This window comes from Massilia forsythiae, assembly GCF_012849555.1.
GTDB classification, from domain to species: domain Bacteria; phylum Pseudomonadota; class Gammaproteobacteria; order Burkholderiales; family Burkholderiaceae_D; genus Telluria; species Telluria forsythiae.
Genome location: NZ_CP051685.1, coordinates 368824 through 383218, shown reverse-complemented (window position 1 = coordinate 383218; position 14395 = coordinate 368824). Strand labels below are relative to the sequence as shown.

Annotated in this window: 11 protein-coding genes; 6 read left to right on the top strand and 5 right to left on the bottom strand. The window is 68.3% G+C overall.

Annotated elements, in window-relative coordinates; genetic code table 11:
• Positions 1-8: 8 nt before the first annotated feature.
• Positions 9-890, top strand: a complete 882-nt coding sequence (locus tag HH212_RS01730; protein ID WP_170205202.1) for a hypothetical protein — start codon at positions 9-11, stop codon at positions 888-890.
• Positions 891-1016: 126 nt separating this feature from the next.
• Complete coding sequence (locus HH212_RS01725) at positions 1017-2243, top strand: MFS transporter (RefSeq protein WP_229217515.1); 1227 nt, start codon at positions 1017-1019, stop codon at positions 2241-2243.
• A 260-nt stretch (positions 2244-2503) separates the two neighbouring features.
• Here HH212_RS01725 and HH212_RS01720 read toward each other — a convergent pair whose 3' ends face one another.
• Positions 2504-3973 carry a M28 family peptidase gene (locus HH212_RS01720; RefSeq protein WP_169433807.1) on the bottom strand — a complete coding sequence of 490 codons (1470 nt, stop codon included), beginning with the start codon at positions 3971-3973 and terminating at the stop codon, positions 2504-2506.
• Between the two features lie 152 nt (positions 3974-4125).
• Here HH212_RS01720 and HH212_RS01715 point away from each other — a divergent pair, with 152 nt between their 5' ends.
• Positions 4126-4452, top strand: coding sequence for a hypothetical protein (locus tag HH212_RS01715; protein ID WP_169433806.1), 327 nt, complete (start codon positions 4126-4128; stop codon positions 4450-4452).
• 121 nt (positions 4453-4573) lie between these two features.
• On the opposite strand, the gene HH212_RS01710 is transcribed toward HH212_RS01715, so the two are convergent.
• The 3 genes from HH212_RS01710 to HH212_RS01700 form a co-directional block, all read right to left on the bottom strand.
• Positions 4574-5863, bottom strand: coding sequence for a CaiB/BaiF CoA transferase family protein (locus HH212_RS01710; protein WP_169433805.1), 1290 nt, complete (start codon positions 5861-5863; stop codon positions 4574-4576).
• A gap of 56 nt (positions 5864-5919) precedes the next feature.
• Positions 5920-7803, bottom strand: a complete 1884-nt coding sequence (locus tag HH212_RS01705) for a cation:proton antiporter domain-containing protein (protein ID WP_211172440.1) — start codon at positions 7801-7803, stop codon at positions 5920-5922.
• A gap of 191 nt (positions 7804-7994) precedes the next feature.
• On the bottom strand, positions 7995-10319 hold the full coding sequence (locus HH212_RS01700) for a family 1 glycosylhydrolase (protein ID WP_169433804.1): 2325 nt from the start codon (positions 10317-10319) through the stop codon (positions 7995-7997).
• A 286-nt stretch (positions 10320-10605) separates the two neighbouring features.
• On the opposite strand from HH212_RS01700, the gene trpS reads away from it, so the two are divergent.
• Positions 10606-11628: a tryptophan--tRNA ligase gene (gene trpS, locus HH212_RS01695; protein ID WP_169433803.1), complete on the top strand. Its 1023-nt coding sequence runs from the start codon at positions 10606-10608 to the stop codon at positions 11626-11628.
• Between the two features lie 344 nt (positions 11629-11972).
• Here trpS and HH212_RS01690 read toward each other — a convergent pair whose 3' ends face one another.
• Positions 11973-12377, bottom strand: a complete 405-nt coding sequence (locus HH212_RS01690) for a DUF3597 domain-containing protein (protein WP_170205201.1) — start codon at positions 12375-12377, stop codon at positions 11973-11975.
• A 715-nt stretch (positions 12378-13092) separates the two neighbouring features.
• On the opposite strand from HH212_RS01690, the gene HH212_RS01680 reads away from it, so the two are divergent.
• Together HH212_RS01680 and ugpQ are read left to right on the top strand one after the other, a co-directional pair.
• A complete protein-coding gene (locus HH212_RS01680; RefSeq protein WP_308633237.1) occupies positions 13093-13434 on the top strand; it encodes a DUF1294 domain-containing protein in 342 nt (113 codons plus the stop codon).
• 14 nt (positions 13435-13448) lie between these two features.
• Positions 13449-14216: a glycerophosphodiester phosphodiesterase gene (gene ugpQ / locus HH212_RS01675; protein ID WP_169433802.1), complete on the top strand. Its 768-nt coding sequence runs from the start codon at positions 13449-13451 to the stop codon at positions 14214-14216.
• Positions 14217-14395: the final 179 nt, after the last annotated feature.

Sequence of the window (14395 nt, the reverse complement as noted above, 5' to 3'; positions counted from 1 at the left end):
AGGCAACGATGCTGCCGTCGATCGTCATCGAGAAGCTGCCGCGGCTGGTGCGCGCGATCCGCCTGCTGCCGGCCAAGGCCAGCGCCGACGAGGCCGCGGCGCTGGCCGACGAACTGGCCGGCATCACCGCGATGGTGGCCGAGAAGTTCACCAACGACCGCACCGCCGAGGGCATCCAGCGCGCCCAGCTGCTGACCGTGGGCGGCATGTCGCTCGGGCTGGAATACCTGGTCGGCGACGAGGAAGAGGACGTGGGCGACGAAGCCGCCATCCGGGTACTGGTCGGCGAGGGCGCCGAGCTGGTGTTCCAGCAGGGCTTCCGGCTGGTGCGCGAACTGGCGGCGCTGCCGGAAGACACGCTGGTCGGCGAATACGACAAGGACCCGGTGTACGCGCAGCGGCGTTTGAAGGAACTGTTCGTCGACCTGTGCTACGCCGAGCCGACCGAGACCTGGTCCGGCTACGAGCGCTACCTGGGCCAGCTGAAGCAGCGCGAAGGCGTGCAGGCGATCGTGCGCGCCGCCGAATGGCTGCGCCGCAGCCACTGGGACGGCGCGGTCAAGGACCCGGACCTGAACGCCGAGGGCGTGATCGCGCTGGCGGCGGTGTTCGCGATCGAGGGCGGCGGGCGCATCGTGGCGCGCACCGGGCACAAGGAGTTCGAGCGCTTCGTGGCCACCGTGCGCAAGACGCGGCCGGACTTCGAGGCCGGCTGGGCGGCGTTCCTGGAGCGCCTGCCGACGGCGCACCGGGCGGTGGTGGCCGAACGCATCGCCGGCCTGCGCGACGGCGCGCTGGTGCGCAACATCGCCGGGACGATGCCGGTGCAGCAGCTGTTCGTCGAGCTGGAAAACTACGCCGGTTCCGAGATCGACGCCGAGTACCCGTGACGTCGACGCCGGGTGGACGGATTTTCGTCCATCCGGCGTCCGACCGGCACGTCGCCCGAACGGGCCGTATGGACATGCCCAGTCATGATTGCGGCTATCATGACCCGCATCGACCCGGGACTTTCCATGCCTCACACTCGCATCGCCGCCGGCAGCGCGGACTTCAAACGCATCAACCGCGCCATGGTGTTCGGCGGCTTTTCCACCTTCGCATTGCTGTACTGCGTGCAGCCGCTGATGCCGCTGCTGTCGCACGATTTCGCCTTGACGCCCGCCCAGAGCAGCCTGGCGCTGTCGGTCGCCACCGGCGCGCTGGCGGTGTCGCTGCTGGCGTCCAGCGTGGTGTCCGAAAAATACGGCCGCAAGCCCCTGATGGCGGCCTCGATGTTCGCCGGCGGCGTCCTGACGCTGCTGGCCGCCTTCGCCCGGGACTTCGGCCAGTTGCTGGTGCTGCGCTTCCTGCTCGGCCTGCTGCTGGGCGGGATGCCGGCGCTGGCGATGGCCTACCTGAGCGAAGAGATCGACGGCCCCTCGCTGGGCCATTCGATGGGCCTGTACATCGGCGGCAGCGCCTTCGGCGGCATGGCGGGGCGGGTGCTGGCCTCGGTGATCAGCGATTTCTGGGACTGGCGCGTGGCGGTCGGCGCCATGGGCGTGGCCGGGCTGTACGCGGCCTTCGAATTCAACCGCAGCCTGCCGGCCTCGCGCAACTGGCATGCGGGGCAGGGCGGCTGGCGCGCGCTGGTCAACGGCACCGCGCGCCACATGGGCGACGCCGGACTGCCGTGGCTGTTTTCCCTGTCCTTCCTGCTGATGGGCTGCTTCGTCAGCCTGTACAACTACATCGGCTACCGCCTGCTGGCGCCGCCGTTCGCGCTGCGCCAGAGCGCGGTCGGGGCGCTTTCGGTGCTGTACCTGCTCGGCATCTTCAGCTCGGTCTGGGCCGGCAAGCTGGCCGACCGCCTGGGCCGGCGCAACGTGCTGTGGCTGGTGATGCTGGCGATGTTCGCCGGCCTGCTGCTGACGCTGCTGCCGTCAATGCCGGCGATCGTGGTCGGCGTCGGCCTGTTCACCTTCGGCTTCTTCGCCTCGCACTCGGTGGCCAGCAGCTGGGTCGGCCGGCGCGCACGAGCGCCGCAGGCGCTGGCGTCGGCGCTGTACCTGTTCTTCTACTACCTCGGGTCGAGCGTGGTCGGCTGGCTGGCCGGCGTGGTGTGGGCGCACGGCGGCTGGAGCGGCGTGGTGGCGCTGCTGGGGGTGATCCTGGGTGCGGCGCTGCTGGTGGCCTTGCGGCTGCGCGGGTTGGCGCCGCTGCCGGCGAATGTGGCGGGGAGTGCGGCGAGCCAGGTGTAGGTTGGCGCGAGGTTGGTGCGTGGGCGGCTGCGATAGGCGGCTGCAATAGGCGTTTTGCCGGCAGCCGCGATTGCCACCAGCAGATGCGCGTCGTCCCCGCGCAGGCGGGGACCCATGCTGAGTTTCCAGAATCGATCATCTGGAAAAATCAGCGTCACTTCCAGTGTATCGAATTCTGTTGCTGTGCATGGGTCCCCGCCTGCGCGGGGACGACGGTTCAGGTTGCGCGGCCCTCATTCGAGCCGGTTGCAAGCGCACGATTACTTTTCTACTTTGAGCTTTTTCGCCGCCTCCCTGTACTTCGCCGCGTTCGGCGCGTCGGTCCACTTCGGCGCCGTACGGTCGTTGGCGATGCGCAGCAGGCCGGCCGCGACGGTGCGGTCGATGCGCGCCATGTTGTCGTAGTCGACCTTTTGCCAGTCGTCGTCCTTGCCATGGTAGTCCGGGAAGGCGTACGCCACCGACAGCGTGTGCGCCGGCACGCCGGCGTCGGCCAGCGACTGGTTGTCGCTGTGGGCAAAATAACGGTCGCTGTTTTCCTTGTGCTTCCACAGCGTCACGCCGAAGCGCTTGCCGGCGCGCTGCAGCGCGGCGGGGACGGTCGAGTAGTCGAAGCCGGTGAGGTTGGCGGTGCGCAGGCGCGTGCCTTCGTTGTCGTCGGTGCGGCCGATCTGTTCCAGGTTGATGTCGGCCACCGTGTCCTTGAACGGGAACAGCGGGTGCTTGCCGTAGTGGCGCGAGCCGACCAGCCCGAGCTCTTCACCGAAGAAGGTCATGAAGACCATGCTGCGGCGCGGCCGCTTGCTGTCCGCCGCCAGCGCCGCCGCGATCTCGATCACGGATACCGTGCCGCTGCCGTCGTCGTTGGCGCCGTTGTAGATGTCGCCGTTGCGGATGCCGAGGTGATCGTAGTGCGCCGTCAGCATGACGTAGGTGTTCTTCAGCACCGGGTCGGACCCGCGCAGCACGCCGGCCACGTTGCGCAGCCTGACCGTGCGCGTGCCCGGTGCCGGCACCGTCACGGATGCGCTGGCGCCGGGCGCGCCCAGCGCGGCCGCGGCGTCGGCGCCGTAGACCGTCAGCATGCGCTGCATGCCGCCTGCGGGTGTGGCGCCGTCTTCCTCCACCAGCCAGCCGTTGACGCCGCTGCCGGACTGCTTGCCGGCGTCGACCAGCACCAGCAGCGCCGGCTTGCCCTTGAACTTGCCCAGGTCGGCATAGGCGGCGCGGCGGTCGGCCGGCATGGCCAGCACCAGCAGCTTGCCGTCGGCGCGCGCCGCATCCGCCATCGCCTCGGCCCAGAGCATCGACACCACCGGCACGTCCTGCAAGGCCAGGGCGTCGCGCAGGCGCAGGTCGACCGCGCCGGCCGGGATCGGCACGGCACGGCCGCCGGCCTGCACCGTGAAGCTGAACCGGGTCATGTCGCGCTCGGCGTATTGCCGCTCCGAGGTCTGGAAGTAGCCGTCGTCGCCGGCCGGTTCCAGGCCGGCGCGGCGGAACTGGGCGGCGATGTATTCGGCCGCCAGGTCCTGGCCGCGCGAGGGCGTGCCGCGTCCTTCGAGCAGGTCGGACGCGAGAAAGGACAGGTGGCCGCGCAGCGATTGCGCGCTGATGCGGGCGGCGACGGCATCGATGGACTGGGCGCCGGCGCTGGCGGCCGGCAGCGGCAGGGAAGCGGCGAGGCAGAGCGAGGCGGCGACAGTACGTGAAACGGCGAAAGAGCGCATGCGGGACGTCCGTGGGCAAGAAAGAAAGTCACTATTGCACGCAGGCCAGACCCGGTCAACCCGTGCGCCCCGCGTGCGCCGACGGGACTAGCATGTCGGTCCGGTCCTGCGTCAGGTCGATGCGGGGAACTCATCAATGCAAGGAGAACGTCATGTTGCAAGCAAACGAGATCCAGCAGCGATTCCAGCATATCCAGCAGACCATCGGCGAGGCCGAGCAGGCATGCCGCTCGTCGCAGGATACGCCCAACGAAATACGCGACTGCATCGACAAGCTCTCGCGCGAGTCGAAGCAGGCGCAGAACGTGATGCGCTCGAACGACCAGCAACGCATCGTCGAGTGCGTCGACAACCTGGAGTCGATGGGCGACGACGCCAAGCGCATCAGCCGCAGCCTGCCGCGCATGCCGGCGAACGTCGAATCCGCCGTCACGCGCGTGCATGACGAGCTATCCGACCTGAAGCACAAGCTTCATTAAAGGGCATCGCAAACCTACTGCGCGTTGCAGGTTCAACTTGCGATGCTCGCTGTACATGCGTACAGCTGCGCTTCTCAGTCGAACCTGCTGCCGCTCGCTACGGTCTTCGATACCCTTTGTCTTAGATGACTTTATCGGCGCGCAGGGCGGCGATCTCGTCGCCGCTCTTGCCCAGCACCTCGGCCAGCACCTCGTCGGTATGCTGGCCGAGCAGCGGCGGCGCCCGCTCGCTGGTGGCCGGCGTCGCCGACATCCGGATCGGATTGCGCACCAGCTGCACCGCGCCGGCGAGCGGGTGCGCCAGCCCGACCTGCATGCCGCGCGCCTGCACCTGCGGGTCGGCGAACACCTCGTCCAGGCCGTTGATCGGCCCGCACGGCACACCGGCCGCTTCCAGCAGGGCCAGCCATTCGGCGCGCGGCTTGCGCGCCACCATGTCGTCCAGCAGCGGCACCAGCAGGTCGCGGTTCCGCACGCGCAGCGGATTGGTGGCGAAGCGCGCGTCGTGCGCCAGGTCGGCGCGCCCGCCGGCTTCCACGAACCGGCGGTACTGGCCGTCGTTGCCGGTGGCGACGATCAGGTGGCCGTCGCTGCAGGCGAAGGTCTGGTAGGGCACGATGTTGGCGTGGGCGTTGCCCCAGCGCTTCGGCGGCTTGCCGCTGCTGAGGTAGTTGGCGCCGACGTTGGCCAGCATCGCCACCTGCGTGTCGAGCAGGGCCATGTCGATGTATTGCCCTTGTCCGGTGCGGTCGCGGTGGGTCAGCGCCGCCAGTACCGCGACCGTGGCGTACATGCCGGTCATCAGGTCGGTCAGCGCCACCCCCGCCTTTTGCGGACCGCCGCCGGGCAGCTCGTCGCGCTCGCCGGTGATCGACATCAGCCCGCCCATGCCCTGGATCAGGAAGTCGTAGCCGGCGCGGTGCGCGTACGGGCCGTCCTGGCCGAAGCCGGTGATCGAGCAGTACACCAGGTCCGGCTTGATCGTCTTCAGGGTGTCGTAGTCGAGGCCGTAGCGCGCCAGCTGCCCGACCTTGAAGTTTTCCAGCACCACGTCGCATTCGCGCACGAGTTCGCGCAGCAGCGCCTGGCCCGCGCTGCTGGCGATGTCGACCGTGAGCGAGCGCTTGCCGCGGTTGGCCGACAGGTAGTAGGCGGCTTCGCCGGTGGGCTGGCCGTCCGGACCGGGCGCGTAGGGCGGACCCCAGGCGCGGGTGTCGTCGCCGGCGCCGGGGCGCTCGACCTTGATCACGTCGGCGCCGAGGTCGGCCAGGTTTTGCGAACACCAGGGGCCGGCCAGTACGCGCGACAGGTCGAGCACGCGGATGTGGCCGAGCGCCCTGGCCACGCCTGGCGGCGCCGGCGCCGGCGCCGGCGCCGGCGCGGCGGGCGGCGGGTTATTGTTGGATGCCATCTTGTCCCCTTGTCGAATCGTTATGGCCGGGATTATAGCGGCGTCGCCGGGCAGCTTCAGCGGCGCAGGCGCCGGCCCAGGTGCTTTTTGAGCTGCGCCCTGAGCTGGTTGTTGAGGTGCTTGCCCAGTTGCCGGCGCAGCTGACGGCTTTCGCGTGGATCGTCGGCCTGCGCCGCCAGCGCCTGCGCGAAGCGCTCGCGTTCGCGGTCGACGATGCCGTCCACCAGCCGTTCCTCCAGCCCCATCGATTCCAGCACGAAGGCGGACAATTGCAGGCTGGCTTCGAGCGTTTCCGGCACCACCACGCTGGCGCCGGCGCGCTTCAGGGCGCGCGCATGCTTTTCGTCGCGCGAGCGCACGAACAGCTGCACCTGCGGGAATTCGCGGCGGATGCCGCGCACCGCCTGCAGCGCCGACGCCGGGTGGTCCATGGTCAGCACGATCGCCGGCGCTTCGTCCGCGTGCACGCGGCGCAGCAGTTCCGGGCGGGCGGCGTTGCCGAAGTAGACCGGCGCGCCCTCGGCGTGCAGGTTCGATACCAGCTTGGCGTCGTTCTCGAAGGCGACGTAGGCGATCTGCTGCGCCTGCAGCAGCTTGCCGAGCTGCTGGCCGACGCGCCCGAAGCCGGCGATGATCACCCGTCCGCGCAGCGCGTCCAGTTCGGCGCCGTCGGCCTCTGCCTGGCGTTCGCGGGCGCGGCCGGCGGCGCGCTCGCCGATGCCGCGTCCGATGCGCGCCAGCAGCGGCGTGATGAACAGCGACAGCCCGACCGCCAGCATCACGCGTGCGCCCAGGGCGCCGTCGAGCAGGTGCGCGGCGATCGCATAGCCGATCACGATGAAGGCGAATTCGCCGCCCTGGCCCAGGAGCAGGCCGCCTTCCACGGCGCGGCCCCAGGGCAGGCCGGAAAGGCGCAGCAGCGGCGCGATCACGACGCCCTTGAGCAGCACCAGCAGCAGCACCGCGCACGCCAGCCACAGCGGCGCCTGCAAGACCTGCAGCGCATCCATGCCCATGCCGACCGTCATGAAGAACAGGCCCATCAGCAGGCCCTTGAACGGATCGACCATCAGCTCGACCTCGTGCTTGAATTCGGTCTCGGCCAACAGCAGGCCGGCGATCAGCGCGCCCAGCGCCATCGACAATCCCGCCATGGAGGACAGTGCGGCGATGCCGAAGGTGGACAGCAGGATCAGGGCCATGAACACGTCCGGCTGGCGGTGGCGGGCAAAAGCGCGGAACAGCGGGTGCACCACGCGTCCGCCGACCAGGTAGATCAGGGCGATGGCAGCGGCCGCCTTGGCCATGGCGCCGAGGGCGAGCAGGGCGACCTGCTGCGCGCCGACAGGACTGGCGCCGTGCATGCCGTCATGTTCGCCGCCGAGGGCGCCGATCAGGATCAGGATCGGCACCACCGCCAGGTCCTGCAGCATCAGCACGGCGAAGGCGGCCTGGCCCAGGCGGGTGCCGGTCTCCTGGCGCTCGCCCAGCAGCTGCATCACCACCGCGGTCGAGGACAGCGACAGCACCAGGCCCAGCACCAGCGCCGCCGCCGGGCGCACGTCCAGCAGCAACGCCACCGCGCCGCCGATCAGGGTGGCGCACAGCAGCACTTGCGCGCTGCCGGTGCCGAACACCCAGCGCCGCATCGACCACAGGCGCGCCGCCGACAGTTCCAGGCCGATCATGAACATCAGGAACAGCACGCCCAGCTCGGCCAGCATGGCGACGTTGTCGTTGTTGGGGAAGGTGAGGTAGCCGAGCCAGGGCACGTCGTGCGCCAGGCGCCCCAGGCCGAACGGGCCGAGCAGGGCGCCGGCGGCGAGGAAGCCCAGCACCTGGTTGATGCGCAGGCGCTGCAGCGTGGGAATCAGGACGCCGGCCAGGGCCAGGAACAGCAGGATTTCGCGCAGGAAGGGAAGAGGGTGCTGTTCTTGCACGGCGGGCCTTTGCGGACGGTAATCGATAACGGTCCGGGCCATTGTATATCGCGTCGCAGGGTGGACGGCGGCACCGGCGCCGTGGCAATCGCCGGTACGCGTGCGCCGTCCACGCGGCGATACGCGGCGCTTGCGTTACCGCCACGCCGTTTTTGGTCATGCGTTCGTATCGTGCGAACGCGTGATGTCGTCTATACGGTACTCGCCTGCAAGGCCTCCGGCGGCGTTTGTTCCATCTGGCGCTGGCCGCCGGCCTGCGGCTGGCGGCTCTCGGCGGTGCGGATCAATTCCTCCATTTCCGGATCGTGCTGGTTGCGCAACTCCAGATAGCGTGCCAGCGCGTTGTCCAGCGCCGGCAGCAGGATGCCGCGTTGGCTCGACAGTACCGCCTGGCGCGGGCGCGCCGCGGCGAAGCCGAACGCGGACGCGGGCTTGACTTCCAGGCGGCTGGCGTCGACCCCGGCCTGGGCCGCCGCCTGCAGCGCCAGTTCGGCCCACGTCACCGTGCCCAGGTTGGACAGGTGCCAGATGCCGGATTCGCGGTCGATGGCCAGGTCCAGGCAGGCGTGCACCAGGTCGGGCACGTAGGTCGGCGATACCGCCAGGTCGCCACAGGCCGTGAACGGCTCGCCGCGCTCCAGCGCCTCCAGCGCCAGGGTGACGAAGTTGTGCCTGTCCCAGGGGCCGAAGAAGGCGCTGGTGCGCACCACCAGTGCGCCCGGGTGCGCATCCTGCACGCGCAGCTCCGCCTGCGCCTTGCTCTTGCCGTACACGCCCAGCGGCGCCACCGCGTCGGTCTCGACGTAGGGGCGTTCCTGGGCGCCGTCGAACACCAGGTCGCTGGAAAAGGTGGTCAAATGGACGCCGTGGCGCGCGCAGGCGGCGGCCAGCACGGCCGGGCCGGTGGCGTTCTCGCGCATGCAGCGCTCGACGTCGCGCTCGGCATCGTCGACGCGCACGTAGCCGGCGGTGTTGATCACCGCCCACGGCTTGTGCAGCGCCAGCGCGCGCTCGACCGAGTCCGGATCGCCGATGTCCATGTCGTGGCGCGACAGCAGGCGGTAGGCCAGGTTGCGCGCGCGGCAGATGCGGGCGAAGGCGCGTCCCAGCGTGCCGCTGGCGCCGCTGATCAGGATCGGCGCGGCGGCGCGGCCGAACAGCGTGTGGCCGTCGGCGGTGATCGAGGTGACCGCGGCCGGCGTGGCCACCGGCGTGCATAGGAAACGGCCCGGACGGCGCCACCAGCCCTGGCCGCGCAGCACCGGGTGCGACAGCGGCGCGCCGTCGGCCAGCTCGCGCATCATGCGCGCCACCGCGGTCGGGCGCGGCTCGGGCGCGCGCACGTCGAACGGGCCGGGTTCGTAGTAGCCGCGGTCCTGGGTCACCAGGCTGTTCCAGTCGAACGAGCCGAGCAGCGACCACACGGTAACGGCGCGCACGTCGACGCCGTTGTCGCGCGATTGCTTGGCGCCTTCCCAGATTTCCAGCAGCCAGCGCAGCTGGTCTTCGCGGTTGGCGTCGATGTGGGCTTCGGTCACCGCCAGCGGGATGCGGTAGCGTTCCCAGATCTCGGACAGCAGCGGCGCGATGCCGGCGCTCGGCGTGGCCAGTGCGCGCGAGGCTTCGATGTCGGCGCACGGCACGCCGTCGGCGCTGCCGCGGTGGTGGCGCGGGTAGCGGCGCGGGCGGTGGTCGAGCCAGCGCTCGCTGGTGACGTAATAGTTGACGCCGATGATGTCGGGCGGACATGGATGGTCGCGGAACCAGAGCAGGTCGGCGGGGTCGGCGCCGTGCTTGAGCAGGTAGGACCACAGCGCGTGTTCGGGGCCGACCATGCCGCACAGCAGGTCCCAGGCCAGCCAGCGCCGGTCGTTGTAGAACTCGGCCACCTCCGCCATCTGCGGCGTGCTGTAGGTCTTGCCGAGGTCGTCGGTCTGCACCAGCTTGGCGTGCGGATTGACGGCGCGGATGGCGCGCATCGACAGCACGGTGGCGCGGCACTGGTTCAGCAGGGCCTGGATGAAGGTGCGGTCGTCGCGCCCGTGCGGGTACCAGACGCCGTACAGGCCGGCGAAGCGCGCCGTGGTGCAGGGTTCGTTGACCGGAGTATAGAACTCGATCCATGGATAGCGCGCGGCCACCGCGCCGGCATACTCGGCCAGCTGCTCGGGAAAGGCCGGGTCGACCAGGCTCGTATGGCGCGGGCCGCTGCCGTGGTGGATCAGGCCGGCGATCGGGGTGATGCCGGCGGCGCGCAGTGCGGCGAGGCGCTCGTCCGGCCAGGTCCAGTCGGCGCGGTCGATGCCGTCCGGCGCGGTGCGCTCCCACAGCACCGGGTAGCGGATGGCGCGGATGCCGGTGGCGGCGAAGCGCGCGATGTCCTCCGGCCGGCCGGCGTGGCCGTTGCGCTCGAGCTGGTGGAAATAGGTGTCTTGAACGCGGTTGACGGTGCATTCGAGGCCGCCCCAGAGTTCCAGCGGGCGGTTGTGGCTGTTCGTGCTCTTCGTTGAATCCATGAAATCACCAATCATTAATTTTATTGCAACAAAAAATCCAGCGTGGCCCCACGCGATGAAAGGGGGAGGGAATTCGTGCGGTGCCGGTTGACAGCGTTGCGTCAACCTGCAACCATGCCATCCATGAATTTTTCGTATCCACATTCCCTGCTTCAAGCCTGGTGGCGCCGCTGACAGCGCGCGGCCAGAGAGGAATGTGTCTTTCGTTCAAACGCCGCCTCGATGCAAGGTGACGTCATTTGGACGCAGCAGTATCGAGGCACAATAAGAAACCCAAGGGAACTCGATGAGTCTGCAACCTTCCACTGCTTCCACGTCCATCATCTTGACCGGCGATCGTCCCACGGGGCCATTGCATCTCGGCCACTACGTCGGCAGCCTGCGCAATCGCGTCACTTACCAGGATCAATATCGCCAGTTCATCATGCTGGCGGACGCCCAGGCGCTCACGGACAACATGGATGATATCGGTAAGGTACACCGGAACGTGGTCGAAGTGGCGCTCGATTACCTTGCCGTAGGGATCGACCCGGCCAAGTCGACCATCCTGATCCAGTCGCAGATTCCGGAATTGACGGAGCTGACCTTTTATTACCTGAACCTGGTGACCGTCGCGCGCCTGGAGCGCAACCCGACCATCAAGCAGGAAATCGTATTGCGCGGCTTCGAGCGCGACATCCCGGCCGGGTTCATGACCTACCCGGTCAGCCAGGCCGCCGACATCAGCGCCTTCAAGGCTTCGATCGTGCCGGTGGGCGAGGACCAGATCCCGATGATCGAGCAGTGCAACGAGATCGTGCGCAAGTTCAACCGTGGCGCCGGGCGTGACATCCTGGTCGAGTGCAAGGCGATCGTGCCGGAAGTCGGCCGCCTGCCGGGCATCGACGGCAAGGCCAAGATGAGCAAGTCGCTCGGCAACACCATCAACCTGGGCGCCACCGCCGACGAGATCCGCGCCGCGGTCAAGATGGTGTACACCGACCCGCTGCACCTGAAGGTGTCCGACCCCGGCCACGTCGAGGGCAACGTCGCCTTCCTGTATCTGGATGCATTCGATACCGACAAGGAAGGCCTGGCCGAGATGAAGGCGCACTACCAGCGCGGCGGCCTGGGCGATTCCGTGGTGAAGAAGCGCCTGGAAGGCATCCTGCAAGACCTGCTGGCGCCGATCCGCGCGCGCCGCGAGGAACTGGCCAAGGACAAGGGCCACGTGATGCAGATCCTCAAGGAAGGCACGTACAAGGCGCGCGAAGTGGCGGCGCAGACGACCGACGAGGTGCGCAAGGCACTGGGGTTATCGTATTTTTGATCCGATGTGGATCGACCGGCACATGGATCGGGGGCGTGTGCCCAAATCGACCAACACGGCATGCCCAAATCGACCAACACGTAAGGCACGGCCACGTTCCCAGATCGACTAACGTGCAAGGCTCGGCCACGTGCCCAAATTCATTAACGAGTAAAGCTCTGCCACGTGCCCAAACACGTCGTCCCCGCGAAGGCGGGGACCCACGCTGAGCAAGATCAATCGATACCGTGGAAGCACTTTGAATGCTTCGGCATATCGACTTTAGACAGTCAGTATGGGTCCCCGCCTCCGCGGGGACGACGCAAGAATGCCCACGCTGTCATGCAGCGCTGCACTTCTCCAAATCAATCCTTCAAATCGGCCGGCACCTTGCCGCCATTCGCCGCCAGCTTGTTCATGACCTGGCGGTGCAGCCAGATGTTCATGCTGGCCGAGTCGTTGGTGTCGCCGCTGTAGTTCAGCTCGGCCGCCAGTTCCTTGCGCGCCTGCAGGCTGCTGTCCAGGCCCAGCAGTTTCAGCAGGTCGACGATCGAAGTGCGCCAGTTCAGCTGCTGGCCCGATTGCGCCTGCATGTTGCCCAACACTTGTTCGACGTCCACCTGGTCCATGGCGGCCGGGGCAGCTTGTGTCTGTGGTGCGGCCTGGGGCGCAGCTTGCGGTGCCGCCGGCGCCGTGCCGGTGGTCGGCTGGGTGTTGGCCGGGTGACGCGAAGGGAAGATCTTGTGGAAGATATCGCCGAGAATGCCCATGTTTGCTCCTTGGTTGTTGTTGGTTGCCGGTTGAGAGTTGGATGCGCCCGAGTTGTTGTGCAGACGCTGTGCCATGGCGCCGAGCGCGACCGCCAGGGCGGCGCCGCCGATGGTCTTCACCAGCGTCGGATGGGCGGCATAGAAGTCGCCCATGCGGTCGACGATGCCCGGGTTCTGCTGCTCGGCCTTGGCCGCCAGTTCCTGCACCTGCTGCGGAGAAATCTGCGCAGCCTGGTCGGGCGTGACTTGCTGGCCGCCTCCCAGCAGGTTGCCGAGGGCGCCGCCGGCCATCGAGGACAGGACGCCGGGGCCGACGCTCGACAAGATCTGGTTGAGCAGGCCGGCACGCTGGTCCGGATTGCTGTTGCCGAACAGCTGGCCGATCATCTGCGGGAACGGCGGGGTCTGGTCGGAACGCAGCGCCTGCGTCACGCCCTGCGCCAGCGACGCCAGCGACGAGTTCTGCGCCACGCGATCGAAATCGTTCTCGGCCTGGCCCGTGCCGGCGTTGGTAGTGCCACCGCCCAGGTATTGGTTTAACAGGTTGCCTAAGTCAAAGCTCATAGTGTTTCTCTTGTGACGAACGAACGAGCGCTCAGGGTAGGGCGCACGCTTGCTGCGCTCCGTTCGTTAGCGAACCCATAACGGCGATTCGGGTTTTTGACTGAACATTCCTTGCATGGACAGCGGGCAGCCGGGCACGTAAGCTGGCGCCATGATGCCCTACCTTCCGCTGTTCCTGTTCGTGCTGGTATACGGTTATGCCACGCTGGCCTGGAGCTTGCCGCCGGCGGCCGGCATCGCTTACCTGCTTGCCAGCGTTATATGTTTCGCCGCTTACGCCTCCGACAAGGCGGCTGCGCGGCGCGGCGAGCGACGCACGCCCGAGCGCAGCCTGCTGCTGCTGGGCTTGGCCTGCGGCTGGCCCGGCGCCGTGCTGGCGCAGCAGTGGCTGCGCCACAAGACCCGCAAGCAGCCATTCCGTCGCCTGTTCCTGGCGAGCGTGGTCGTGAACGTCGCCGCCTTCCTGTGGCTGGCGCACTGGTTGTCGTCGTGAGGGGGTGAATGCCCATGTGGCCGTATCCGACTGTCCTGGCGCACCGCGGCGGCGGCACGCTGGCGCCCGAAAATACCCTGGCCGGCGTGCGCCGCGGCATGCAGGCCGGTTTCCGCGCCATCGAATTCGACGTCATGCTGGCGCGCGACGGCATTCCCGTGGTACTGCACGATCCGTGGCTGGGGCGCACCGTGTCCGGTTCCGGCAACGTGTTCGACTACGATGCGGCCGAGCTGGCGGCGCTGGATGCGGGCAGCTGGTTCGGGCGCGCGTACCGGGGCGAGCCGGTGCCGCTGTTCGCGGACTTCGCGCGCTTCTGCAAGGATCATGGCGTGTGGATGAATATCGAGATCAAGCCGGCGCCAGGCCATGACATCGAGACCGGCGCCGTGGCGGCGCGCATGACGGCAGCGCTGTTCGCGGCCGAGATCGGCGCGGCCGAGGTGGACGCAAGGCAGACGGCGCGGGTGCCGCTGCTGTCCTCGTTCAGCACGGTGGCGCTGGAAGCGGCGCGCGCGGCCGCGCCTGGGTTGCCGCGCGCCTGGCTGACGGATAAATTGCCGCTGGATTGGGAAGCGCGGGCGCGGGCGCTGGGCGTGGTGGCGCTGCACGTGAACCAGCGCCATCTGCGGCGCGCGCAGGCGGCGGCAGTCAAGGCGGCCGGGTTCGGCTTGTTCTGCTATACGGTAAACGATCCGCGGCGGGCGCGCACCTTGCTGGCGTGGGGCGTGGATGCGTTCTGTACCGATCGGATCGATGTGATCGGGGCGGATTTCGCTTGACGTGGCAAGCAGCGATGTTGAATGCGGCTCCGTGGGCCGGCGCGATGGATCGGACGGCGTGTATCGCCGCGTAGACGGCGCAGCCGCCTACCCTGCGCGTTGCGGTGTGTGTCACCGTGTCGACAAGTCGGGGCGAATGGCCGATGAACGCGCACTGCATCGTACGCTATAATCATTTT